At 49.2% G+C, this 21099-nt stretch carries 18 protein-coding genes and 1 other RNA gene; 17 read left to right on the top strand and 2 right to left on the bottom strand.

All coding sequences use genetic code 11. The annotated features are described in order from the left end of the window. Nucleotides 1-2 precede the first annotated feature (2 nt). The 3 genes from DW922_RS15710 (at nucleotide 3) to araA (ending at nucleotide 3679) form a co-directional block, all read left to right on the top strand. The gene (locus DW922_RS15710) at nucleotides 3-974 is read left to right on the top strand and encodes an ABC transporter permease (protein WP_118727068.1); all 972 of its coding nucleotides are present in this window, start codon (nucleotides 3-5) and stop codon (nucleotides 972-974) included. Nucleotides 975-1076: 102 nt separating this feature from the next. Continuing rightward, nucleotides 1077-2192, top strand: coding sequence for a GntR family transcriptional regulator (locus tag DW922_RS15705; protein ID WP_118727067.1), 1116 nt, complete (start codon nucleotides 1077-1079; stop codon nucleotides 2190-2192). Between the two features lie 47 nt (nucleotides 2193-2239). Further along, nucleotides 2240-3679, top strand: coding sequence for an L-arabinose isomerase (araA, locus tag DW922_RS15700; RefSeq protein WP_118727066.1), 1440 nt, complete (start codon nucleotides 2240-2242; stop codon nucleotides 3677-3679). A 76-nt stretch (nucleotides 3680-3755) separates the two neighbouring features. On the opposite strand, the gene DW922_RS15695 is transcribed toward araA, so the two are convergent. Then, nucleotides 3756-5603 carry a DUF885 domain-containing protein gene (locus DW922_RS15695; RefSeq protein ID WP_118727065.1) on the bottom strand — a complete coding sequence of 616 codons (1848 nt, stop codon included), beginning with the start codon at nucleotides 5601-5603 and terminating at the stop codon, nucleotides 3756-3758. Nucleotides 5604-5876: 273 nt separating this feature from the next. Here DW922_RS15695 and metG point away from each other — a divergent pair, with 273 nt between their 5' ends. From metG to DW922_RS15625, 14 genes are all read left to right on the top strand, one after another. Further along, nucleotides 5877-7868 (top strand): methionine--tRNA ligase, encoded by a 1992-nt coding sequence (gene metG, locus DW922_RS15690; RefSeq protein ID WP_118727064.1) that lies wholly within the window; start codon nucleotides 5877-5879, stop codon nucleotides 7866-7868. A gap of 67 nt (nucleotides 7869-7935) precedes the next feature. Next, nucleotides 7936-8697, top strand: a complete 762-nt coding sequence (locus tag DW922_RS15685; RefSeq protein ID WP_118727063.1) for a TraX family protein — start codon at nucleotides 7936-7938, stop codon at nucleotides 8695-8697. 15 nt (nucleotides 8698-8712) lie between these two features. Continuing rightward, nucleotides 8713-9483, top strand: a complete 771-nt coding sequence (locus DW922_RS15680; protein WP_118727062.1) for a TatD family hydrolase — start codon at nucleotides 8713-8715, stop codon at nucleotides 9481-9483. A gap of 14 nt (nucleotides 9484-9497) precedes the next feature. Next, the gene (gene rsmA / locus DW922_RS15675; RefSeq protein ID WP_118544140.1) at nucleotides 9498-10370 is read left to right on the top strand and encodes a 16S rRNA (adenine(1518)-N(6)/adenine(1519)-N(6))-dimethyltransferase RsmA; all 873 of its coding nucleotides are present in this window, start codon (nucleotides 9498-9500) and stop codon (nucleotides 10368-10370) included. A gap of 195 nt (nucleotides 10371-10565) precedes the next feature. Continuing rightward, nucleotides 10566-11930: a DUF6128 domain-containing protein gene (locus tag DW922_RS15670; protein WP_118727061.1), complete on the top strand. Its 1365-nt coding sequence runs from the start codon at nucleotides 10566-10568 to the stop codon at nucleotides 11928-11930. A 246-nt stretch (nucleotides 11931-12176) separates the two neighbouring features. Continuing rightward, complete coding sequence (gene tadA, locus DW922_RS15665) at nucleotides 12177-12767, top strand: tRNA adenosine(34) deaminase TadA (RefSeq protein ID WP_118721052.1); 591 nt, start codon at nucleotides 12177-12179, stop codon at nucleotides 12765-12767. A 114-nt stretch (nucleotides 12768-12881) separates the two neighbouring features. Further along, an RNA gene (gene ffs / locus DW922_RS15660) (signal recognition particle sRNA large type) lies at nucleotides 12882-13143 on the top strand. 162 nt (nucleotides 13144-13305) lie between these two features. Further along, on the top strand, nucleotides 13306-14382 hold the full coding sequence (locus DW922_RS15655) for an ATP-dependent 6-phosphofructokinase (protein ID WP_118727060.1): 1077 nt from the start codon (nucleotides 13306-13308) through the stop codon (nucleotides 14380-14382). Nucleotides 14383-14445: 63 nt separating this feature from the next. After that, the gene (gene dnaX, locus DW922_RS15650; RefSeq protein ID WP_118727059.1) at nucleotides 14446-16059 is read left to right on the top strand and encodes a DNA polymerase III subunit gamma/tau; all 1614 of its coding nucleotides are present in this window, start codon (nucleotides 14446-14448) and stop codon (nucleotides 16057-16059) included. Nucleotides 16060-16111: 52 nt separating this feature from the next. Continuing rightward, entirely contained in the window at nucleotides 16112-16465 is a 354-nt protein-coding gene (locus DW922_RS15645; RefSeq protein ID WP_118544145.1) for a YbaB/EbfC family nucleoid-associated protein, read from the top strand. 1 nt (nucleotide 16466) lies between these two features. Next, nucleotides 16467-17063, top strand: coding sequence for a recombination mediator RecR (recR, locus tag DW922_RS15640; protein WP_118533726.1), 597 nt, complete (start codon nucleotides 16467-16469; stop codon nucleotides 17061-17063). A 129-nt stretch (nucleotides 17064-17192) separates the two neighbouring features. Continuing rightward, nucleotides 17193-19184: a tetratricopeptide repeat protein gene (locus DW922_RS15635; protein ID WP_118727058.1), complete on the top strand. Its 1992-nt coding sequence runs from the start codon at nucleotides 17193-17195 to the stop codon at nucleotides 19182-19184. Beyond that, nucleotides 19184-20008, top strand: a complete 825-nt coding sequence (locus tag DW922_RS15630; RefSeq protein WP_118727057.1) for a Cof-type HAD-IIB family hydrolase — start codon at nucleotides 19184-19186, stop codon at nucleotides 20006-20008. The genes DW922_RS15635 and DW922_RS15630 overlap by 1 nt, the downstream gene beginning before the upstream one ends. Nucleotides 20009-20069: 61 nt before the next feature. Next, nucleotides 20070-20810 (top strand): CvpA family protein, encoded by a 741-nt coding sequence (locus tag DW922_RS15625; RefSeq protein ID WP_118727086.1) that lies wholly within the window; start codon nucleotides 20070-20072, stop codon nucleotides 20808-20810. Here DW922_RS15625 and DW922_RS17830 read toward each other — a convergent pair. Next, nucleotides 20770-21099 (bottom strand): hypothetical protein (locus DW922_RS17830; protein ID WP_207666308.1); only part of this gene is annotated, 330 nt, incomplete at its 5' end. The genes DW922_RS15625 and DW922_RS17830 overlap by 41 nt on opposite strands.

Raw genomic sequence — 21099 nt, 5'->3', positions numbered from 1 at the left:
CAATGGAGAATCAAGTTAAGACAAACACAGACCAGAAAGAGCAGCAGCTCAAAAAATTATCGAAAATGTCATTGATCCGTTCCCTTCTGCCGATCGCAGGACTGGTCATCATTTTCTTACTGTTTAATTTCCTCACGAATTTCAGAATGATCGGAAACCTTCCGCTTGTTCTGTCACAGGTTTATGTGACGATGATCGCAGCAACCGGTGTATTTTTCATCATGACCATGGGCGGTCTGGATTTCTCCCAAGGCTCTATCCTTGGTATCGCATCCATCGTAGTATGTATGTTGTCCAAGACCAGCATTCCGTTAGCGATCGTTGGCGGTATTGTGGCAGGCGCAGCAATCGGTGCGATCAACGGTTACTTCTATGTATACCGTAAGATCAAATCCTTTATTGTTACGATCTGTACCATGTTCCTGTTCCGTGGTTTCATCAAGTATCTGACAACCAATGCGCCGGTAGCAGGCTCTGCAAAGCTGATTAACTTCGACAGCACTGGATTAAAGATTGCGTGTACCGTACTGATTCTGGTTATTGGATTTGTATTGTTCCGCTTCACGAAGTTCGGCACTTACTTAAAGGCTATCGGTGCAGGTGAGAAGGCCGCAATGTTCTCTGGTATCCGCACCGACCGCATGAAGTTCTGGATCTACGTTTTAGCTGGCGCAATTACCGGTTTTGCAGCATTCATCAACGTTATCAAGGTTGGTTCTGTTACATCCTCCGGTGGTAACCAGTTAGAGACCCAGATCCTGATCGCACTGGTACTTGGCGGTATGCCGATCTCCGGTGGTGCGAAGGTTCGTTTCGAGAATATCATCGTAGGTTCCCTGCTCTATATCGTATTAAACAGTGGACTGACCATGATGGGCTTCTCTACACAGCTCATGCAGCTGATCCAGGGCGTGGTATTCCTGGTATTCGTAGCAGTCTTCGCAGACCGCCAGTCCCTGCAGGTTATCAAATAGCCAGACGGGGAAAATCCAGCGTGCCGGAACCGACAACGGCAGCTGCCCAAATTTGTGCGGCGGGAATGCCGGCATCAGAAGAAGCATCGGAGGTTTGATGATATGCCCAGAACAGCGGGAAGTCAGAATCAGGATAATCTGAAATACCAGAAGCTTTATAACTGGGGCCGCACCCTGATCACCAGCGGAGTGCTTAAAAACCAGGATAAGTTCCCGTCCGAACATATCCTTCAGAAAAAGTTTGGATATTCCAGGCAGACGGTCCGCAACGCTTTGGACCGTCTGGAGAAAGACGGACTGATCGTCCGGGTAAAGGGAAGCGGTACTTATGTATCCTATGAAAATAGTGACGCGGACGGGGCACGTCCCCATGTGGGGCTGATCTTAAGCTATCTTTCGGACTATCTGTTTCCACAGGTGTATGCAGGAATCGAATCGGTGCTCCGGGACAAAGGCTTCGAGATCGATGTAGCCGTGACAAGAAACCGTCTGAACGATGAGGAAATGTATTTAAAGGGATTCTTAAATCGGAATGTGGCTGGCCTCATCATAGAGGGCACCCGTTCCACATTTCCAAATCCGAACCTGCGTCTTTACAAGGAAATCCGGAAGCGGAATATTCCGACCCTGTTCATTCACAACCATTACCAGAATGAGCAGTTTGACAGCGTGGAAATGTCGGACGCCCGGGCAGGCTATGAGCTGACCAGGCTGCTGATCCAGAACGGCCACCGCCGGATTGGAGGGATCTTCAAGTATGATGATATACAGGGGATCGAGCGTTACCGCGGATTTATCGAGTGCCTTTCGGATTATGGTGTCAATTTTGATGATGATTGTATCCGGTGGTATTCTACCAAGGATATGGAAGAAAAGCTGAGCAGGAAGAGTCTGCTGCGGATGTACCGCAGGACGAAGGACTGCACGGCCATGATCCTCTATAACGATGAGGTGGCCGGCTTCTATATGGATTTTTTAAAGGAACGCGGACTGAAGGTCCCGGATGATATTTCCCTGGTATCGTTTGATGATGCCGGGCCGGAGCAGGACGCGGAACTGAAGATCTTATCGGTGATCCATCCCAAATATAATCTTGGAAAGATCACGGCCAGGAACCTTCTTCGCATGATGGAGGATCCGGAATGGCAGAAAAAGAATTACGCACACCAGTTTCCGGTGACATTCAACAACGGAAACTCGGTACGTGACATAAGATGAATAGCAATAAGAAACATTCACATTTATTAAACAGGAGGTAGATTGAAATGAAAAAGTTATACTTTGCAGTAGGCTCCCAGGATCTTTACGGAGACGAGTGCTTAAAACAGGTGGCTGAGGACAGCCGCCAGATGGCAGAGTTTTTAAATGACAAATTAAAAGATATCGTGGAGGTAGAGCTGGTTCCGACTATCATCAACTCCGAGAGCTGCATCAAGACCATGCGTCAGGCATCCTGCGATGATGACTGTGTAGGCGTGATCACCTGGATGCATACCTTCTCCCCGGCTAAGATGTGGATCAAGGGTCTTCAGGAACTGAGAAAACCGCTTTTACATCTGCATACCCAGGCAAACGAGAAGCTTCCGTACGATGCGATCGATATGGACTTCATGAACTTAAACCAGTCTGCACATGGTGACCGTGAGTATGGCTTCATTGTAGCAAGAATGGGAATCCCGCACGAGGTTGTTGCAGGCTACTATAAGCATGACGATGTAGTTGCAAAGATCCGCCAGTTCGCATCTGTCGCAAAGGCAATCGCTTACTCCAAGTCCTTAAAGGTTGCTTCCTTCGGCAACAACATGCGTGAAGTAGCCGTAACCGATGGCGACCGCGTAGAGAGCCAGATCAAATACGGATGGGAGTGCAACTACTTTGCACTGGGTGACCTCGTAGACATCATCAATGCAGTGAGCGAAGATGAGATCGATGCAAAGATGAAAGAGTACACTGACAAGTACACCATGAAGACTGACCGGATCGATTCTGTCCGCGAGCAGGCAAAATATGAGGTTGGCCTGGAAAAATTCCTGGCTGCCAACGGTATCGGCGCATTTGCAGACACCTTCCAGGATCTGCACGGATTAAAACAGCTTCCGGGTATCGCAGCACAGAACTTAATGGCAAAGGGAATCGGCTTTGGTCCGGAGGGCGACTATAAGATCTCTGCTTTATCCGCAGTTCTGATGAAGATGTCCGAGGGCAAAGAGGGTGCAACCGGCTTTATCGAGGACTACACCTACGATCTGACTCCGGGCCAGGAGTTAGAGCTGGCTTCCCATATGCTGGAGGTTCCGCCGGCATTTGCAGCTACCAAACCGGAGATTGATGTGCTTCCGCTTGGCATTGGCGGTAAAGAAGATCCGGCAAGACTGATCTTCGACGGCGTGACCGGCGATGGTATCCAGGTAACCATGGTTGATATGGGTGACCGCTTCCGCCTGATCTGCGCAGACATCGAGCTGGTAAAACAGCCGAAGCCGATGCCGAACCTTCCGGTAGCAAGAATCATGTACCGTCATAAACCGAACTTCCAGATCGGTACCGCAGCATGGTGCTACGCAGGTGGTGCACATCACTCTGTAGTATCTACTGCATTGACCAGAGACGATATCGCAATGTTCGCACGTCTGACCGGTACAGAGCTCATCACCATTGGTGACGATACCACCGAGGCAGACCTGCAGAAATTTTTCATGAAATAAATTATTTGGGAATGTGATCATAACGGCATAAAAACAGACAGCCGCCTCACGGATTTCTCCGTGAGGCGGCTGTCTGTTACTGCTCCATCTTCTGGTTCATGAGCCAGGTAGTAAAGTAGGCCTGGATCACATCGAACGGTGCATTTCCCATATCCAGAAGGAAGGTGTGAAAGGCCTTGGCAGAGAATTTTTCGCCAAGCTGCAGCTTGGCGTTTTCCCTCATGTTGCGGATCTCCAGGGAGCCAATGAAGTAAGAAAGGTAGTTAGCAGGATTATCCACCATGGTCTCAAACATGGAACCGGTGATGGAATCCGGATCGCTAAAGTAGGAGGACAGGTATTTGCGGACATCTTCCCGCTCCCAGCCAAGGTAATTCACGGCCAGGTCCAGATACGCATGGATACCAAGGGTCGCTTTGGAGTTCGCTTCCAGCAGTTCGCCAAGCAGCGGGTCCAGACCGTTATCCAGCCGGTAGGACAGTGCTTCCACGTAAGCGGCCCAGCCTTCCGTGTAGCCGGAAAAGCTTAAGATCTTGCGCAGGTCAGAGCCGCAGTGGGTGTGAAACCATACGGTCTGATACAGGTGGCCCGGATAACCCTCATGGGCTATGGTATTGTAGAGCGGCTGGTTATCGTAGACGGGATTCCGGTTGATGTAGATCACATTTTCAGAGCTGTCATCCAATGGTGAGGTTAAGTAAAAGGCAGGACTTAAGGAAAGCTCTAAGGCCTTTGGAACATCCTTTAGAGTGTAGCTGCATTCCGGAAGCTGTGGGAAGTCTTTTAAGGTCTGTTCCTTTAACTCTTCCATAATGGCAGTTGGCTCCGTCTGGCGGTAGTGATAGTCAGAGAGCATGGATTCCAGCTCCGGGTGTTCGGAAAGCAGCTTTGAGGTGGTCTGCAGATTGTTGGAAATTTCCTGTTCGGTGGCCGTCATCAGTTCATCGATCGAATGGTAGGAGGTGCCGGTTGCCGTGTAGACAAGATATTCATAGTATGCCTTTCCGTTCGGGTATCCGCACATTCCCTTTTCGTTTGTTCCGGTGCCTTTTAAGGCTTCCAGTCCATCAATCAGAAGCTTGTAAGCCGGGACAAAATGTTCCTCCAGGGCTTTTTCATTGCGGGAGTAAAGTTCTTTTTTTTCATCGTCTGTCAGATCGGGAAGAACCGATAACCGTTCCTTAAAGGAATCGATCATAAAGTTGTTTCCCGGGACAAGCAGGTAGCTTTTGCAGGAATCGATGACATGATCCAGAGAAGTATCGCTCATCATCAGGCCGGCATTGGCTTTTTCCTGCTCAAAAGAAAGGATCTGCCCGTAAAATGTGTCCAGATATTCTAAAATATTCAGATAGTCCTCCACATCCTGGCGGGTATAAAAGACATACTCGCAGAGCAGTATCGGAAGCTGTGCCTGGGTTCCGATGGTGGGGGCTAACGGCTGGCTGTAAAGCTCCAGCCCTTCTCCTTTTTTTTCTGTGTCCATCAGGCTTTCCAGAATGCGGAGCGTAAGCTTCTGATCCCCGGTTAGAAGTGCAGGCTGAAAGGAAGCAAGCTCACTGCGAAGCTCCTCCTGGTCTTTCCGGGTCTGCAAAAATGCATCCATGGAAACCGGTGAAATGAGTGCATCGGTTTTGGTGATGCCGCGGCTTTCCGGGTTTTTCAGTAGAAAATGAAGATCCAGACGGGAGGCTGAGACCTCGTCCTGAAACAGCGTTTCTTCCAGATCTGCAAAACGCTTCTGTTCTTTTAAGCTGCTTTCTGTCAGCTGTTCATAGTCTGAAGTGCTTTCCTCCTCGTATGGGGCAGCTGTGGTGGGCTGCGGCGTGCGGGAGATGGGAGAGCAGGAACAAAGCAGCATGACGCAGAGCACTCCGGTCAGTAATGACACCAGAGCGCGCCTTTTTTTATGATCGTTATGCATGAAGCAATCCTCCAAAGTTAGTCTTAAGTGTTCCTAATTATATCCTATACGAGCCGGAAATACAACAGAACCATAGAATGCAGAATATTGAGTTTTCACGGACTTTATGATATCATTGACTTAATTGGCGCAACAAACTACAGGCTTGCGCAGTTGCAGCGCCGGATATACAGACTGTACGCATTACGGTTCACAGGTTTCACAGACAGTAATGCACAGGCGTCACATTTGACAGGCAGGTCCGGCAGCGAAAGTTTAGGAGGAACATGGCTCATGTGTCAGAATGAAAATTGTAATTGCAAGAAACCGTATTATATCACCACCGCGATCGCTTATACATCCGGTAAGCCGCATATCGGCAACACCTACGAGATCGTATTAGCAGACAGCATCGCGCGTTTTAAGAGAGAGCAGGGCTATGATGTCCGCTTCCAGACCGGTACCGACGAGCACGGTCAGAAGATTGAGTTAAAGGCAGAGGCAGCAGGCGTAACCCCGAAGGAATTTGTCGATGATGTGGCAGGCCAGATCAAAACCATCTGGGATCTGATGAATACCTCCTACGACAAATTTATCCGTACCACCGATGCAGATCATGAGGCTCAGGTCCAGAAGATCTTTAAGAAGCTGTACGACCAGGGAGATATTTACAAAGGCTACTACGAGGGCCTTTACTGCACTCCGTGTGAGTCCTTCTTCACCGAATCCCAGTTAGTAGACGGCAAGTGCCCGGACTGCGGACGTGAAGTGCAGCCGGCAAAGGAAGAAGCATACTTCTTCAGAATGAGCAAATATGCAGACCGCCTGATCGCGTATATCAACGAGCATCCGGAGTTCATCCAGCCGGTATCCAGAAAGAATGAGATGATGAACAACTTCCTGCTTCCGGGACTGCAGGATCTGTGCGTATCCAGAACCTCCTTTACCTGGGGAATTCCGGTTGCCTTCGATCCGAAGCACGTTACCTATGTATGGCTGGATGCCCTGACAAACTACATCACCGGTCTTGGCTACGACTGCGACGGAAACCACGGAGAGCTGTTTAAGAAATACTGGCCGGCAGACCTTCATCTGATCGGTAAGGATATCATCCGTTTCCATACCATTTACTGGCCGATCTTCCTGATGGCACTGGATCTTCCGCTGCCGAAGCAGGTATTTGGCCATCCGTGGCTGTTACAGGGTGACGGCAAGATGAGTAAATCCAAGGGCAACGTCCTTTATGCAGACACTCTGGTAGATTTCTTCGGTGTCGATGCAGTCCGTTACTTTGTTCTGCACGAGATGCCGTTCGAGAACGATGGCGTGATCTCCTGGGAGCTGATGGTAGAGCGCATGAACTCTGATCTGGCAAACATCCTTGGAAACCTGGTAAACCGTACCATTTCCATGTCCAATAAATACTTTGGCGGCGAGGTAAGAAATGGCGGCGCTGCCGATGCAGTGGATGAGGACTTAAAGAACGTCGTTCTGGAATCCGTAAAGAAAGCAGAGGGCAAGATGAATGAGCTGCGTGTGGCAGATGCCATCACCGAGATCTTCAACATCTTCCGCCGCTGCAATAAATATATTGATGAGACCATGCCGTGGTCTCTGGCAAAGGATGAGGCTCAGAAAGACCGTCTGGCAACTGTGCTCTACAATCTGGTAGAGGCAATCACCATCGGCGCATCCTTACTGGAGTCCTTCATGCCGGATACCTCTAAGAAGATCCTGGCACAGCTCCATGCACAGAAGCGTGCCCTTTCCGAGATGGATCAGTTCGGTCTGTATCCGTCCGGCGAGCATGTAACCGACGCTCCGGAGATCCTGTTCGCAAGAATGGATATCAAAGAAGTGATGGAAAAAGTAGAAGCAATGCGCGCTGCTGAGAAGGCTGCAGCACCGGCCGCAGAGGAAGCAAAGGAAGAGGAGCCGGTCATCGACATCGAGCCGAAGGCTGAAATCGAGTACGATGACTTTGCAAAGCTCCAGTTCCAGGTTGGCGAGATCATTGCCTGCGAGGCTGTGAAGAAGTCCAAGAAGCTTCTCTGCTCCCAGGTTAAGATCGGCAGCCAGGTAAAACAGATCGTCAGCGGAATCAAGGCACATTATTCACCGGAAGAGATGGTAGGCAAGAAGGTTATGGTAGTTGTAAACTTAAAGCCTGCAAAGCTGGCTGGTGTACTGTCTGAGGGTATGCTTCTCTGCGCAGAAGATGCAGACGGAAACCTGTCCTTAATGGTTCCGGAGAAGAAGATGCCGTCCGGCGCTGAGATCTGCTAAGGTGATAACCCGGAAGTAAAAGCATGCCGGCTGCGGGACAGCCGCAAAGAATGAGGAACAAAGACAGATGTCTGAAAAACAAATTTTGAGACATGGATTAAACGGCAATCAGTTAAAGCTGATTGCCGTTGTCAGTATGTTATGCGATCATGCAGCAATCCGCCTGCTGGCTTACGGGCTGATCCCGGCGCTGCGTGAGACAGGAGCGGATGCCGCGGCAGATCTGTGGAACCAGGTTTTCTGGATTTTGCGCTCGGTGGGGCGTATGGCATTTCCGATTTATGTATTTCTTCTCGTGGAAGGATTCTGCCATACGGCAAACCGCAGGCGCTATGCAATGCGCCTTGGAATCTTTGCCCTTCTCTCCGAGGTCCCGTATGACCTGCTGTTATTTGGAAAACCCTGGGATATGCGGGCGCAGAATGTGTTTATCACCCTGTTCCTTGGAATTTTGATGTTAACGGTCATAGACTGGATCGGAAAAAATACCGAAGCGGGCATGGCACCTTACCGGCAGATGGGTGTGATCGCGGCAACAGCATTTCTTGCCTGGTTTTTGAAGTGCGATTACGATGCTGTAGGAATTATGCTGATCGCGCTGTTCTTCTGGCTTCGTCCGCAGCCGGGGACGGCATGCCTGCTGGGACTGCTTTTTCTGGCGGCAGCCGAGTCAAAACCGGTCTACCTGCCCGGACTGGCAGCTGCGTTCTGCCTGATCCGCTGCTATAACGGGACACGCGGGGGATTCCGGGGGAAATGGTTTTTCTATCTGGTGTATCCGGTGCATTTGCTGCTTTTGTATGGGTTATCCAGATTGCTGTTTGGTTAGTTAAAGGAGAACATTATGATTTTTGATACCCATGCCCATTACGATGATGAGGCATTTAACGAGGACCGCGATGCTGTTTTAAAAAGTCTGTCAGAGCACGGCATTGAGGCCGTGGTAAATGTAGGCGCCAGCATCCAGACAACGAAAAATACATTGGAGCTGATGAAAAAATATCCATTTGTCTATGGTGCGGTCGGCGTGCATCCAAGTGAGACAGCAGAGCTGAATGATCACCTATTTGACTGGCTGCGCCATGTGTCAGAGAAAGAGAAAGTGGTGGCGATCGGAGAAATCGGTCTGGATTATCACTGGGACGAGCCAGAGCCAGAGCTTCAGAAAACCTGGTTTGTGCGTCAGCTTGGACTGGCAAGGGACCGGAAACTTCCGGTTATCATTCACAGCCGTGATGCTGCAAAAGACACGCTTGATATCATGAAGGCAGAAAAAGCGGGAGAAATCGGAGGAGTGATTCACTGCTTTTCTTACAGTCTGGAAATGGCGAAGGAATATCTGAATATGGGCTTTTATCTGGGAATCGGCGGTGTGCTGACGTTCAATAACGCGAAAAAGTTAAAAGAAGTGGTCGGGTATATGCCGCTGGAACGGATCGTACTGGAGACCGACTGCCCGTATCTCTCCCCGGTGCCAAACCGTGGAAAACGGAATTCCTCGCTGAACCTTCCTTATGTGGTAGAGGAAATCAGCCGGATCAAACAGGTACCGGCAGAGCAGATCATTGAGATCACAAACCGGAATGCAAAGCAGATGTACCGGATAGAAAAATAAAGGAGGGAAGAAGCATGAGAGAAAAGCTTGGTAATCCGAAGAATACCATCGAAGTAATCCAGAAATATCAGTTTGCCTTTCAGAAAAAGTTTGGCCAGAACTTCCTGATCGATCCCCATGTGCTGGATAAGATCATAGGGGCAGCAGGCGTCACAAAAGAGGATATGGTGCTGGAAATCGGACCTGGTATTGGAACCATGACGCAGTACCTGGCAGAGGCAGCCGGGAAGGTCGTTGCAGTAGAAATCGACAACAACCTGATCCCGATTTTAAAAGAGACGCTGGCTGATTACGATAACATTACCATCATCAACGAAGACATCCTGAAAGTTGACATAAAAAAACTGGCAGAGGAGTACAATGGCGGCCGTCCGATTAAGGTTGTGGCAAATCTGCCGTATTATATTACCACACCGATCATTATGGGCTTGTTTGAAAGCAATGTGCCGATTGATAACATTACCGTTATGGTGCAGAAAGAGGTTGCAGACCGCATGCAAGTAGGACCGGGCTCCAAGGACTATGGCGCACTGTCTCTGGCCGTGCAGTATTACGCGGAGCCGTATATTGTGGCGAATGTACCGCCGAACTGCTTCATCCCGCGCCCGAATGTGGGGTCTGCGGTCATCCGTCTGACCCGCCATAAGGAAATGCCGGTTCAGGTAACCGATCCGAAGCTGATGTTCCGTCTGATCCGCGCATCTTTCAACCAGCGCAGAAAGACATTGCAGAACGGTTTGAATAACGCACCGGACATTTCTTTTACTAAGGAACAGATCATAGCGGCCATTGAAAGCCTGGGAGTTCCGGCAACGATCCGTGGTGAGGCACTGGATTTAAAACAGTTTGCGCAGTTAGCGAATTATTTTACGGAACATTGTAAATAAAGTAACTGTTCAGTAGGTCTGCGCATTTACTGCGCTGACCGTAAGAAAACATAGGCTGGCAGGCAAAAATCCCATTGCCGCAGGCAATGGGATTTTTGCTTGTGACTGTGAAGGTACTGAACAGTTACTAAATAAATATTTTGGACATAGCTCTCATATCCTTCGCATATACATAATAGCGGAGGGATGAGAGCTATGTCTGATTACCGGAGACTGATTTCGTACATATATGCATACGAGGGTGGAGAAAAAGGAAAAAATATAGGGTTTGCCAAGATCGATATGCGCGGTCCGCAGTGCCGGATCCAGGTGAATGTCAAGAAGGTTTATGTAGGCAGCAGCGATATCGGTGTATATCTGCTTCATACCGGTGGGGAAGTTCTGCTGGGACGGATCTTTATCCGCAGCGGTGCGGGAGAGTTTCGCACCCAGGTGCAGTCCGAAGATGTGGATGGAACCGGCATTCGCATAGAAGACTGTTACGGTCTCACGATCCATGATATGGAAAATGCCTGGCAGAGCTATACTACGATTTGGGAAGATGCAGTAGCGCAGACCGCAGAGATCCAGCTGGCAGAGGTAACGGCAGAGCATATCCGCAGGCAGCAGGAAGAGAGGATGCAGCAGGAACGAAAACAGCAGGAACAAAAACAGCAGGAACAAAAACAACAGGAAGAACAGCAGGATCAGCAGGCACAGCAAAGTCTTCCTATATCAGCAGAAATCGAGCGTGAACTGGAGGCAGAGGAAGAAAAGCTGGAAGCGACTGCGCCGTGGGAAGAAAATGTAGCAGTGGATGGGGGAAAAAACGAACAGTCGTGTCAGAATATTGGAGGAAGTAAGAGGAAAAGTGTACAGGCAGAATCTGTGAAAGAAGCCTGTGTGGAGAACATGCAGGCAGAATCTACAGTGGAAAATTGTCTGGAGAGCAAGCAACCGGAATCGGTGGCTGAAAAACATCTAGAGAGTATGCTGACAGAGCCTGTGGTGGAAAAACATTTGGAGGATTTTGCGCCAGATTCCAGGATGGAAAAGCATCAAAAACGAATACCGGAAGAAGGTATGGCAGAGGTGCAGCAAATAAATCTGCCGGAAGAACAGACAGAGAAGCAGCCGGACGATCAGGATGTGCATCAAGGCCCGGAGGACACCGCACGTCTGGCAGAGCTTGACCGGGAAGAAAATGAAGAACTTGCAGATACGAATATCTGGAAAAAAATGAGTGGTCAGTACACAAAGGTTCTGGCTTTTGACTATGACAATGACTGCGAAATCCTCTCCATAAAACCCCAGGACATCGGGCTTTTACCGCGGGAAATCTGGGTGTATGGAAATAACAGCTTCCTGCTTCATGGATATTATAATTACCGCCATCTGATCCTGGCGAAGCTGCAGGACCCGCAGAAGACACCGCGGTATCTTCTGGGAGTACCCGGACATTATTTCAGCAACGAAAAATACATGGCTTCCATGTTTGGTTTTCCGCATTTTGTACTGGCAAGGAAACAGCCTCAGGGAGACGGAAGATTTGGCTACTGGTATACGGATATCCGGTTATGAAGATTTGTTGTTATTCATGAGATTCCGTTGCCGGGCACACATGCGTGTACAGGAAATACACGTTGCACAGACAGTAACGAAAACGCTTCCGAATTCTGCGTATATCCGTTATACTGTTGTTATGGATTACTGTTTGCCCATATGTGAGCAGTAACAGCTATAAAAACAACTGGTTATGGAAACGAAACATACAGAGCTGGGAAGGAATTTGTTGTGGCAGAAGAAAAGAGAGTAAAAGAAAGTCCAATGATAGAAAAAGATGCACCGGAGGTAACCGCAGCACCAGAGGATATCCGTTATATGAAAGAGGCAATCCGGCAGGCGAAAAAGGCTGCGGCTCTGGGAGATGTCCCCATTGGTTGTGTGATCGTATATCAGGGAAAGATCATTGGCCGCGGTTATAACCGTCGCATGGCAGACAAAACGGTCCTGGCTCATGCAGAAATCATCGCAATACGGAAAGCCTGCAGGAAAATGGGAGACTGGCGGCTGGAGGACTGTACAATGTATGTAACTTTAGAACCGTGTCCCATGTGTGCAGGAGCCATTGTGCAGGCGCGGATCCCCAATGTGGTCATTGGCTGTATGAATCCCAAGGCCGGCTGTGCCGGGTCGGTGCTGGACATGCTCCATGAGGAAGGGTTTAACCATCAGGTGGAGACAAAAATCAATGTATGCAGGGAAGAATGCTCGGGAATGCTGTCGCAGTTTTTCAAAGACCTGAGAAAAAAACGTTTGGCAGAGAAAGAACAGGCAAAACAGCAGACCGCAGAAGAAAATTCTGTAGAAAAAACCAGCAGTTTCACAAAGGGTGAGAAAGTGAAGGCTCAGCCTTGACAAATCCCTGCGTTCTAAGGTATACTAAACAGGCATTTGCGAGGAAAAGAAACTGTTTGCGCAACGTGTGAACAGCAACAAACGCAGGTGCCACAAGAACATGTCATAAAGCTTCCGCGCAGCCGGGGAGATAGCGGTGCCCTGTATCTGCAATCCGCTCCAGCAGAGGTGATATCCCGCCTCGGATGCGAACTTGCAGGGCTGCCCCTGGTAAGCGGCGTTGACGTTTGGGTCTTGCGCAACAGAACCTCATGAACCGTGTCAGGGCAGGAATGCAGCAGCACTAAGTGAGTCCCTCTGTGTGCCGTAAGGAAGCCTGGACCGAGCTGGCTGCCAGGGTAACGCCTGTGAGCCGTATACAAAGCGGGGTGCGCGGATTTAATAAAGAATAATAATGGGTGTATCTTCAGAGAATGAAGGTATGCCCATTTTTCTTCTTTCTCCTAATAAAAGATGGACAAACGAGAAAGCGTTGTATTATAATAAAGTGGGTTTTTTTTATTTAGGATAACTATAAAGAAAGAAGGGTGTGTCTTCGATGAGAGTAGGAATACTGACCAGCGGCGGCGATTGCCAGAGCTTAAACGCAACCATGCGCGGTGTGGCAAAAGCACTGTATAAGATGTTTGAAGATGTAGAGATCATTGGTTTTGAAGATGGCTATAAAGGCTTAATGTATGCAGATTACCAGATCATGAAACCTTCGGATTTTTCCGGAATCCTGACAAAGGGCGGAACCATCCTCGGTACGTCAAGACAGCCATTTAAGCTGATGCGTGTTCCAGATGAAAATGGTCTGGACAAGGTTGAGGCCATGAAGCACACATACCGGAAATTGAAATTGGAATGTCTGGTGGTGCTGGGCGGAAACGGAAGCCAGAAAACGGCGAACCTTCTGCGGGAAGAGGGCTTAAATGTGGTATCTCTTCCGAAGACAATTGATAATGATCTTTGGGGAAGCGATGTAACCTTCGGTTTCCAGAGTGCGATCAATGTAGCAACCAACGCCATCGACTGCATTCATACAACAGCGGCATCCCATGGACGTGTTTTCATCGTGGAGGTCATGGGCCATAAGGTTGGCTGGCTGACCCTGTACGCAGGAATGGCTGGCGGTGCCGACATTATCCTGCTTCCGGAAATTCCGTACGATATCGATGTCATCGTTGCGGCATTAAAGGAGCGCAGCAAACAGGGCAAGCGTTTTTCCATCCTGGCTGTTGCGGAAGGCGCAATCTCCAAGGAAGATGCGGGCTTAAGCAAGAAGGAATTAAAAGAAAAGAAAAAGAACCAGGTGATCTATCCGTCAGTTGCTTACGAGCTTGGCGCACAGATCACGGAACGGACCGGACAGGAAGTCCGTGTGACAGTTCCGGGGCATACCCAGAGAGGCGGCGAGCCGTGTCCGTATGACCGGGTGCTTTCTACCCGTCTTGGTGCGGCAGCGGCAAAGCTGATCCAGGAAAAGAAATATGGTTATATGGTGGCAGTGCGGAATAACGAGATTACGGAAGTTCCGCTGGAGGAGGTTGCCGGAAAATTAAAAACGGTAGATCCGAACTGCTCCATGATCCAGGAAGCCAAGATGATCGGAATCAGCTTTGGTGATGAATAAAGACAGCCTGACAGGCCGGTGGATTCGGTGAGTCAGACTGCCGGAAACAAGGAGTTAAAGAATATGTCATATACTGCACTATACCGGAAATGGCGCCCTGCCCAGTTTGATGATGTCAAGGGTCAGGATCATATTGTGCAGACATTAAAAAACCAGATTACCAGCGGGCGTATCGGCCATGCTTATCTGTTTTGCGGAACACGGGGAACCGGCAAAACTACCATTGCAAAGATTTTTGCAAAGGCAGTAAACTGTGAGCATCCAGTGGACGGAAGTCCGTGCAATGAATGCGCAGCCTGCAAGGCAATCGCATCCGGAAGCTCCATGAATGTAGTAGAGATCGACGCGGCATCCAACAACGGTGTGGAGAATATCCGTGAGATCCGGGAACAGGTCCAGTATCCGCCGACGGAAGGCGCGTACCGGGTCTATATCATCGATGAGGTGCATATGCTTTCTACCGGTGCATTTAATGCGCTGTTAAAAACACTGGAAGAGCCGCCTTCTTACGTGATCTTTATCCTGGCAACGACAGAGGTGCACAAGATCCCGGTCACGGTATTGTCCCGCTGCCAGCGCTATGATTTCCGGCGTATCACAATCGATACCATTGCGGCGCGTCTGCGGGAGCTGGCCGATGCGGAACATATCCAGGTAGAGGAGAAAGCGCTGCGCTATGTAGCCAAGGCGGCGGATGGCTCCATGCGAGATGCTTTAAGCCTGTTAGACCAGTGTGTCGCGTTTCATTATGGCACGCTGCTCACTTACGATAATGTGCTGGAAGTGCTGGGCGCAGTGGATTCTGGTGTTTTTAGTGAACTGCTGCGTGCTGTGATCGCAAAGGACACAACGGCGTGCATGAAAAAACTGGAAGAAATGGTGATCCAGGGTCGGGAACTGGGGCAGTTTGTCACAGATTTTATCTGGTACCTGAGGAATCTTCTAGTGTTAAAAACAGCCGATGACGCAGAAAATATGCTGGATATGTCAGAGGACAACTTAAAGCTATTACGGGAAGAGGCAGAAATGATCAGCGGGGAAACGCTCATGCGTTTTATCCGGATCTTTTCAGAACTTTCCAATCAGATCCGCTATGCAAGCCAGAAGCGGGTACTGATTGAACTGGCATTGATCAAGCTGACAAAGCCGCAGATGGAGCCGAATCTGGATTCCATTTTACAGCGGTTAGAAGAACTGGAAGACCGGATGGATGAAGGAGTTCCGGTCAATTCCCAGATGATGCAGCAGATGGCGGCCCAGATGGGACAGCAGGGAAGCGGAATGAAGGCACCGGTCGATGCAGAGCCTGCACAGGCACCGCAGCAGGTATCGATTCCAAAAGCCCAGCTGGAAGATTTAAACCTCATCCGTCAGGACTGGGGAAAAATTATCCGGGAACTTGGCGGCGCGATCCGTCCAAGCTTCCGTGATACGGTGCTGGAACCCAGTGGAGACAGCTGTCTGTGCATCGTATTTTCAAATGGGGACAACTATGCCATCGGCAGCAGGCCTACGGTCCTTGGCGCGCTGGAAAAGTATGTGGAGGAGCAGTATGGCAAGACCATGTATTTCAAAGCGCGCATGAGAAATGCTGGTGAGCGGCTGAACACCATTTACGTCAGTGACGAAGAATTAAAAAATGCGGTTCACATGGATATTACAATAGAAGATGAGTAACTGAGCAGATGCAAAACAGTTATAAAGATGACAAAGATTAGGAGGAAGCATCATGGCAAAACGTGGTGGATTCCCGGGCGGAATGCCGGGAAATATGAATAATTTAATGAAACAGGCGCAGAGAATGCAGCGCCAGATGGAAGAGACAACGAAAGAACTGGAAGAGAAGGAGTACAGTGCATCCGCAGGCGGCGGTGCTGTAACTGTAACCGTTTCCGGTAAAAAAGAAGTGCTTTCTGTAAAGCTTTCTGAGGAAGTAGTAGATCCAGATGACATCGAGATGCTTCAGGATCTGATCGTGGCAGCAACTAATGAGGCTCTGCGCAAGATGGAAGATGAGTCTCAGGCAGCCATGTCAAAGCTGACCGGCGGATTAGGCGGTCTGGGCGGAGGCTTCCCATTCTAAAATGGATTACTACAGTAAACAGATCACAACACTGATCGAGGAATTATCAAAGCTTCCGGGTGTTGGAAGCAAATCAGCACAGAGACTGGCATTTCATATCATCAATATGCCGCAGGAGCAGGTGGCGAGTCTGGCTGGCGCGATCACGCAGGCCAAGGCGAATATCCGTTACTGCAAGGAGTGTTATACTCTGACAGATCAGGAACTCTGTCCAATCTGCAGCAGCGACAAGCGTGACCATAAAACGATCATGGTGGTTGAAAACACCAGGGATCTGGCTGCATACGAAAAGACAGGAAAGTATGAAGGTGTATACCATGTACTGCACGGAGCAATTTCTCCGATGCTGGGTATAGGACCCAATGACATCAGGCTGAAGGAGCTGATGCAGCGTCTTCAGGGGGACATAAAAGAAGTGATCATTGCCACCAATTCCAGCCTGGAAGGGGAAACTACGGCCATGTACATCAGTAAGCTGATCAAGCCTACAGGAATCCGTGTAAGCAGGATTGCAAGCGGGGTACCGGTTGGAGGAGATCTGGAGTATATTGATGAGGTAACCCTGTTAAGGGCGCTGGAAGGGCGCGTGGAGTTGTAGGGCAGGTCAGAGACCAGCTGCCGGTGTCTGCGGAGCAGAAAAACGGCGGCGAGAGAATGGATATTTGCCCGTTGCTGGCCATGCGTACATGAACAGCAGCGAAATGACAGTGGCAAAGGAGTGCAGAAGATGGATAAATACGAGTTTAACATAAAAGTAGAACAAATCAGAAAATTAAGCAATCAGGGCGATTTTGAGACAGCCATGAAAATTGCGGATACCATTGACTGGAAGAAGGTCCGCAATGCGAATCTGCTGTCTATGGTTGCCAACGTTTACGAAAAGAACCATGAGTATCAGGATGCAAAAGACATTCTGCTGATGGCTTTTGAGCGTGCGCCGATCGGGAAACGGCTGCTTTACAAGCTGACCGATCTTGCATTAAAGGAAGGCAATGTAGAAGAAGCAAATGCTTACTACCGGGAGTTCTGTGATCTGGCGGGAGATGATCCGCGCCAGCATCTGCTCCGTTATATGATCTTAAAGGCGATGGATGCGCCGATTGAGCAGCAGATCCATTCTCTGGAGGGCTATACCGAAGAAGAGCTGGATGAAAAATGGCTGTACGAGCTGGCAGAGCTGTATCACCGTGCCGGTGATGCGCAGCGCTGTGTGGCAGCCTGCGATAAGATCATGCTGATGTTTGGTCTTGGCAAATATGTAGATAAGGCCATGGAGCTGAAGGTCCAGTATGCGCCGTTAAATAAGTACCAGATGGACCTGGTAGAAAACCGGGATAAATACGAGGAAAAACTGCGCGCAGTAGAGCAGGCCTTTGAAGAGGAAGATGCGATGGATGACGAGCCGGAGACTGATGTGCAGCCGGAGGCAGAACAGTCAGGAAATGCCGCTGAAGAAACAGATGCAGAGGCAGAAGCAGAGCTGGCTTCAGAAGTGGTTTCGGAAGTGCCTGCACCGGCGGATGCTGTTCAGGCAGTCCCGGAAGAACAGAATTTGCTAAAAGAGGTTGCTGTAAAAGACGTCGATGAAGAAAACACAGAAGCACCGGAGGTAAATATTACTCCGGATCTTTCCTATGGAAAAGAAGCAATTGTGGCACAGGTACAGCAGGCAGAGACCGAGGCACAGCTTGCAAAAGAGGTATCGCGGATCGGGAAAGATGCAGTGGAGGAGGAGAGTGATCTGGGCAAGACCAGGGTACTGGATTCCATTCGCCGTATGCCGGCGGCAGAAGCTGCGCAGAAAGTGGAAACAAAAACCGTGGAGCCGGAAATCGAAGAGATTGACGAATTTGACGAGGAACCAGAGCTTCCGCGCATGACCAATCACCTGATGATCGAGGCAAGATCTCCTGAAAAAGGTATGGAGATTGCGATTCAGACCTTAAAACAGATTCAGAAAGAAACCGGAATTAAGAATCCGGTGGCAAAGATTACCGGTTCCAAGCTGAATAAGCGTGGAATCCTTGCCTGCGCAGACAAGCTGAGCGGAAAAGATCTTATGATTGAAGAGGCCGGAGACTTAACGCCTCAGATGATCGGGGAACTGGAAACACTTATGACCCGCGATACCAGCGGCATGCGTATTATCCTGATCGACAACCCGAAACAGATGGAGATGCTGCATGCGCAGAATCCGTCGCTGGCAGACAAGTTTGAGTGCATTGGCTGTGATTATCCGCCGGTACAGGCAGCGGAGCCAGAGGTTGCTGCGGCAGAGCCGGAAAGCATGGCAGAACCGGAGCGAGAATCAAACCTTAAGCAGGCAGAGCGTCCGGTACGTAAGGTGGTTTCAACCAGCAATGGGGCTATGCGGGCGCCGGAACCGGAATTAGAAGCTTCAGAACAGGAAGCGGCAGAACTAGCCGAACCTGCAGAAGAAGCAGAAATGGATATCGATGAATTTGCGCAGTATTGCTGCAAATATGCATCAGAGATTGACTGCAGCATTACCGGTAAGAGCATGCTTGCGCTTTATGAGCGAATCGAGATCATGGAAGAAGACGGAATCCCGCTGACCAGAAAGGAAGCACAGGCTTTGATCGAGGAAGCTGCGGACCGTGCGGAAAAACCATCTCTCGGCAAAGCCATTAAGGGATTGTTTTCTTCTAAGTATGACAAAGACGGCATGCTGATTTTAAAGGAAGAGCATTTTATATAATGAGAAGAGAAATTAGATTAATTGCACTTGATTTAGACGGGACGCTTCTGGATAGCCAGAAGCGTCTCTCTGCGAGAAATGAAAAGGCACTGAAAGAATGTATTGCCCGCGGGATTTATATTGTACCCTGTACCGGCCGCATCTGGGGAGGCGTGCCGGAGTTTTTGCGTACTTTGCCAGGAATCCGTTATGCCATTACGACGAATGGTGCGATCGTGGAAGACGTGGCAGAGCATAAGATCCTGGATGAGCGGAAGCTGGGCTGCGCACAGGCAATCGATATTTTGGAAATGGCAGGAAAGTTTCATACCATGTACGATGCCTATGTGAATGGATGTGCATATGGGGAAAAGCGGTTTCTGGAACATATGGATGATTACGCGATCCCGGATACGATCCAGGCAATGGTCCGCCAGACAAGACAGGAAGTACCGGATGTCGTGGAGAAGGTCCGCGCGTTAGGGCTTACGGTGGAAAAAATCAATTATTTCTTTGGTGACCAGCAGGAGCGTGCCCGCGCAAGAAGAGCCTTGCAGGACCGCGGGGACGTAATTGTCAGTTCATCCCTGGACAATAACCTGGAGATCAATGCGCCCGGAGCAACAAAAGGGGAAGCAATCCTTCGCCTGGCAAAGCATCTGGGCTTAAGCTGGGAACAGACCATGGGTTTCGGCGACGGGGAAAATGATATGACTATGATCCGCATGGCCGGAATCGGTGTTGCCATGGGAAATGCTGTGGAAGCATTAAAGGCAGAGGCAGACTATGTAACCGTGACGAATGATGAAGACGGGGTTGCGGATGCAATCGAAAAATTGTTGTGAAAATTTGCATGAAAGAAATATATGTATGTGGTGGCCGGAAGCGCAGAATGGAGTATATCATATGGATTTTTTAGCAGAACACTGGCTGTCTGTCGGTGTGGGCGTATTCTGGCTGTCTATGGTGCTTTATGGACATTATAGAGGGTTGGTGCGCATTGCAGTGACATTATTAGCGTTGATCCTGAGCCTTGTTGTGACACGTGTAGCTATGCCGTGTGTGACGGCTGCATTGAATCATAATACTGCCATCCATCAGATGGTGGGGGAGAGTCTTTTGAAAATGGCCGGGGCAAAAGCTGGAATGGAAGAAACAGATGCGCCAGATGGAACAGAAGTACAGCCCTCGTATCAGAGAAATATAATAGAAAATTTAAAGCTTCCGGAACAAATGAAGGAGGTACTGCTGGAAAATAACAATAGTGAGATTTACCGTATGCTGGGCGTGAACCGTTTTTTTGATTATCTCGGGTCATATCTGGCAACGATGGTAATCCGGACGTTTGGCTCCGGAATCTTATTTGCGGTAGTATTTCTCTTCTTCCGGATGGGCGCACATTGGCTGGACCAGGTAGCACGGCTTCCAATCATATCAGAATTGAACCAGCTAGCTGGTGCATTACTTGGAGGTGTTGCGGGTCTTCTGATCATATGGCTCGCCGGTCTTATTATAAAGGCCTGCTCTGGTATGGTGTGGGCACAGCCGGTGCTTATACAGATTGAAAAAAGCTGGTGGCTGAGCTTGCTGTATCAGAATAATCTGTTTAACTGGCTGTTCTTGTGTATTTTGAAGGGCTTTTCGTGAGGACTAGGGCAGAATGCGGTGTATAATCCGGTTGCTGTTTGCGCACCGCGTAAATAGCAACCGGATTTTGCCTGATTTTTAAGCCTTTTTGCGTGTGGTTTTTTGTTTTTATATTTTTTGAAAAAAGTTGTTGACAAACCATTTCCTGGATGGTATAGTATAACTCACCCGCGAAAAACAGCGGGACAGAAAAAAGAAAATAAAAAAACTGTTGACAAAAGCGTAAACATCTGGTAAGATACAACACGCTGCTGAAAACAGCAAAGCGAATCTGAAAAGATTCAAAAAG

The sequence above is a fragment of the Clostridium sp. AM42-4 genome (assembly GCF_003480105.1).
Lineage (GTDB): Bacteria > Bacillota > Clostridia > Lachnospirales > Lachnospiraceae > Brotaphodocola.
The sequence above is the reverse complement of the archived record's forward strand: the minus strand, read 5'-3'. Positions and strand labels throughout refer to the sequence as shown.

Excerpts from the sequence above, each read along its gene's own strand:
- DW922_RS15710 (WP_118727068.1), top strand. The coding sequence starts at position 3 with ATGGAGAATCAAGTTAAGACAAACACAGACCAGAAAGAGCAGCAGCTC.
- DW922_RS15705 (WP_118727067.1), top strand. The coding sequence starts at position 1,077 with ATGCCCAGAACAGCGGGAAGTCAGAATCAGGATAATCTGAAATACCAG.
- araA (WP_118727066.1), top strand. The coding sequence starts at position 2,240 with ATGAAAAAGTTATACTTTGCAGTAGGCTCCCAGGATCTTTACGGAGAC.
- DW922_RS15695 (WP_118727065.1), bottom strand. The coding sequence starts at position 5,603 with ATGCATAACGATCATAAAAAAAGGCGCGCTCTGGTGTCATTACTGACC.
- metG (WP_118727064.1), top strand. The coding sequence starts at position 5,877 with ATGTGTCAGAATGAAAATTGTAATTGCAAGAAACCGTATTATATCACC.
- DW922_RS15685 (WP_118727063.1), top strand. The coding sequence starts at position 7,936 with ATGTCTGAAAAACAAATTTTGAGACATGGATTAAACGGCAATCAGTTA.
- DW922_RS15680 (WP_118727062.1), top strand. The coding sequence starts at position 8,713 with ATGATTTTTGATACCCATGCCCATTACGATGATGAGGCATTTAACGAG.
- rsmA (WP_118544140.1), top strand. The coding sequence starts at position 9,498 with ATGAGAGAAAAGCTTGGTAATCCGAAGAATACCATCGAAGTAATCCAG.
- DW922_RS15670 (WP_118727061.1), top strand. The coding sequence starts at position 10,566 with ATGTCTGATTACCGGAGACTGATTTCGTACATATATGCATACGAGGGT.
- tadA (WP_118721052.1), top strand. The coding sequence starts at position 12,177 with ATGATAGAAAAAGATGCACCGGAGGTAACCGCAGCACCAGAGGATATC.
- DW922_RS15655 (WP_118727060.1), top strand. The coding sequence starts at position 13,306 with ATGAGAGTAGGAATACTGACCAGCGGCGGCGATTGCCAGAGCTTAAAC.
- dnaX (WP_118727059.1), top strand. The coding sequence starts at position 14,446 with ATGTCATATACTGCACTATACCGGAAATGGCGCCCTGCCCAGTTTGAT.
- DW922_RS15645 (WP_118544145.1), top strand. The coding sequence starts at position 16,112 with ATGGCAAAACGTGGTGGATTCCCGGGCGGAATGCCGGGAAATATGAAT.
- recR (WP_118533726.1), top strand. The coding sequence starts at position 16,467 with ATGGATTACTACAGTAAACAGATCACAACACTGATCGAGGAATTATCA.
- DW922_RS15635 (WP_118727058.1), top strand. The coding sequence starts at position 17,193 with ATGGATAAATACGAGTTTAACATAAAAGTAGAACAAATCAGAAAATTA.
- DW922_RS15630 (WP_118727057.1), top strand. The coding sequence starts at position 19,184 with ATGAGAAGAGAAATTAGATTAATTGCACTTGATTTAGACGGGACGCTT.
- DW922_RS15625 (WP_118727086.1), top strand. The coding sequence starts at position 20,070 with ATGGATTTTTTAGCAGAACACTGGCTGTCTGTCGGTGTGGGCGTATTC.